Origin of the sequence: Sporanaerobium hydrogeniformans, from assembly GCF_002735925.1 — a bacterium.
GTDB classification, from domain to species: Bacteria; Bacillota; Clostridia; order Lachnospirales; family Cellulosilyticaceae; genus Sporanaerobium; species Sporanaerobium hydrogeniformans.
This window is the reverse complement of the sequence record NZ_PEDL01000050.1, coordinates 1-2,532: the sequence shown is the minus strand read 5'-3', so window position 1 is coordinate 2,532 and position 2,532 is coordinate 1. Positions and strand designations below refer to the sequence as shown.

4 protein-coding genes are annotated in these 2,532 nt (G+C 33.0%); 3 read left to right on the top strand and 1 reads right to left on the bottom strand.

From position 1 onward, the window contains the following. Positions 1-441: 441 nt before the first annotated feature. Complete coding sequence (locus CS063_RS17325; protein ID WP_099450913.1) at positions 442-984, bottom strand: hypothetical protein; 543 nt, start codon at positions 982-984, stop codon at positions 442-444. A 113-nt stretch (positions 985-1,097) separates the two neighbouring features. Here CS063_RS17325 and CS063_RS17320 point away from each other — a divergent pair, with 113 nt between their 5' ends. The 3 genes from CS063_RS17320 to CS063_RS17310 are packed head-to-tail and all read left to right on the top strand — an operon-like array spanning position 1,098 to position 2,435. Further along, on the top strand, positions 1,098-2,003 hold the full coding sequence (locus CS063_RS17320) for a DNA cytosine methyltransferase (RefSeq protein ID WP_099450912.1): 906 nt from the start codon (positions 1,098-1,100) through the stop codon (positions 2,001-2,003). Positions 2,004-2,030: 27 nt separating this feature from the next. Further along, the gene (locus CS063_RS17315; RefSeq protein ID WP_099447934.1) at positions 2,031-2,219 is read left to right on the top strand and encodes a hypothetical protein; all 189 of its coding nucleotides are present in this window, start codon (positions 2,031-2,033) and stop codon (positions 2,217-2,219) included. A 30-nt stretch (positions 2,220-2,249) separates the two neighbouring features. Next, entirely contained in the window at positions 2,250-2,435 is a 186-nt protein-coding gene (locus CS063_RS17310; RefSeq protein ID WP_099450911.1) for a hypothetical protein, read from the top strand. Positions 2,436-2,532: the final 97 nt, after the last annotated feature.

Sequence of the window (2,532 nt, the reverse complement as noted above, 5' to 3'; positions counted from 1 at the left end):
AAATGCACAAGCCGAACAAGGTAAACGAAGAATAGAAGTTATATGGTCTAACGTAAAGGGTACACAAATCACATTGTTTGAGTAATAAAATTAGTTTTTCATTCTTTTCTTTTCATAAAGTAAGAGACTATAAGACAGATGATACCGGGAAGTAAAAATAATACTCCTGATAAAAGCACGGTGAATCCAAGCCCTAATGGTACGGCAAACATTTTTGTTTTTATCAAATAATAATCATAAAAAATTGATGCAAAGAACGTAATAATTAATAATAACCCAATAATGGATAAAATAATTCTTATTATTTTTTTCAATATAATCATCCTCACTTTTAGGTTGATTATAAAATATTTAGAAAATTATTTCAATCAAAGATTAAAATTGACTTTTTATAAAAAATAAAAAAGAGTTTAAGAAGAAAAAGTCTTAAACTCTATGGTGTTAAAGATTATATTGTAAAATTAGATTTTCAAGTGTATTAAGCGTATCCAAACCAGCTATTCTAGAACGAAAATACTCATCTAATAATCTTATTCTCAGTACATCGGAAGTCGTATTTGTTAATACTCTCAATGAATATAATCCATTTTTAATAAAATTAAGAGTATTTAAAGTAAGTAATACATGTATATTTTGATCACCAATATCAGGAACAGTTTCTAAATACTCTAAAATTCTACTGTTAAGTTTCTCTATGTTGTTATCAATATTGCTGATACTATTTGAAAGTCTTTGCTTAAATTCAGAAGGATTAATTTGAGCAAACTGGGCTATATCAAATACTTGTTGTTGTATTTGCCTTATTTCAGAAATGAATTGATTAATAGTTTGCTTATGTTCTGTACTAGTAGGATAAATAAGAGTGGTCGGGGCTGACTCTAGAGTCGGAATAGGTGCAGTAGCACTTAATGGAACGGAAGCAATTAAAATTACGATTGATAAAATAATAGATACTATTGATTTTGATCTAATCATGTTATTCATGTAACACCTCAAGTTATTGATAAGATCTATACACTTAAGATAACCATTTTTAAAAAAGAGTATGTATTATTTTGTGAGTTAATAAAAATGAATTTTTAACTAGGAGGGCAGACATGATACAAATACTTGAATTATTCGGGGGCATTGGAAGCCCTCGAATTGCCCTTAGAAATATGGGAATAGAAACAAAAGCTATCGACTATGTAGAGATAGACGAGAAGGCAGTAAGAAGCTACAATGCAATGTTTGAGAATGAATTAGCTTATAAGACTCAATCGGTTGTAGGGTGGAACCTTAAGCCAGATATTTTAATACATGGTAGCCCTTGCCAAGATTTTAGTATTGCAGGGTATCAAAAGGGCGCAGATGAGGGAACCGAGACAAGAAGTAGTCTAATGTGGGAGACAATACGTATCATAGAACAGATGGGGCACTGGAAGCCTAGAATAGTTATTTGGGAGAACGTGAAGAACGTGTTAAGCAAGCACATGATCCATAATTTTAATCGTTACTTAAGTGAAATGCAAAGGCTAGGCTATACGAACAGCTTCCAGGTGCTTAATGCCATGGACTTTGGATTACCACAGGACCGTAACAGAGTTTTTACTATTAGCTGCTTAGATGGTGCCATGTTTAATTTTATGACACTTAGAAAGCGAGAATGTAGGCAATTAATCCATTATCTAGAAAGCAATGTAGGAGAAGAATATCTAGTAACACAACCTAGCATATTAGCCGGATTAGGAAAGACAGGAGTAGTAAAAAGGACCACAGTACTTAAAGATAAGTGCTACACAATAACAGAACGTCAAGACCGTTGTCCGGCGCAGGTAATTGATTTAGGAAATGGAAAGTACAGGTTTTTGACAGATAGGGAGTGCTGGAGACTGCAGGGGTACAGTGATGAAGATTATGATAATGCTGCTAAGGTAAATAATCGTAGGGCATTATATAAGCAAGCCGGGAACAGCATCCCGGTTACAATCTTTGAAGCTATATTCGAGCAGCTTCTAGCATAAAAAATAATAATTTGGTGAGGTGAGATCATGAATAGACAACTAAGTTTATTAGAATCTAAACCTAAACTTTGGAAATATGATAATGAATTGGGTGTAGCTTATTTTTGCCCACATTGTAAAACATTCATATGTGATAGCCATCCTATATGTAAACATTGTGGTTTTGAGGTTGATTGGAATAAGGAACAAGAGTTTAAAGGAAAAGTCAAATGGTAACAAATCCAAAATTGAAAAGGAGAAAAGAAAATGGTTGAAAAGAAGTGTAAAACGTGTGGATGGGGCAGACAGATAGCTGAATCTAAAACAATTTTTATATGTGGATGTCCATTAAGTGGATGCTTCCAAACTCATGTTATAGAGAGTGAAGGGAAAGAGTGTAATCGGTGGAAGAAAGCTAGTGACGATTATCTAAAATATATAGGAGAGTTATAATAAAATCAGAGATTGGTGAGGGGATTGTATGAATAGGTATAAAACAAGTAATTGTATTATGTGTGGTGAAAAAGCTGTAGGTTGGCATGGTCATGTG

Coding starts and splice junctions, on each gene's coding strand:
- CS063_RS17325 (WP_099450913.1), bottom strand. CDS start 984: ATGAATAACATGATTAGATCAAAATCAATAGTATCTATTATTTTATCA.
- CS063_RS17320 (WP_099450912.1), top strand. CDS start 1,098: ATGATACAAATACTTGAATTATTCGGGGGCATTGGAAGCCCTCGAATT.
- CS063_RS17315 (WP_099447934.1), top strand. CDS start 2,031: ATGAATAGACAACTAAGTTTATTAGAATCTAAACCTAAACTTTGGAAA.
- CS063_RS17310 (WP_099450911.1), top strand. CDS start 2,250: ATGGTTGAAAAGAAGTGTAAAACGTGTGGATGGGGCAGACAGATAGCT.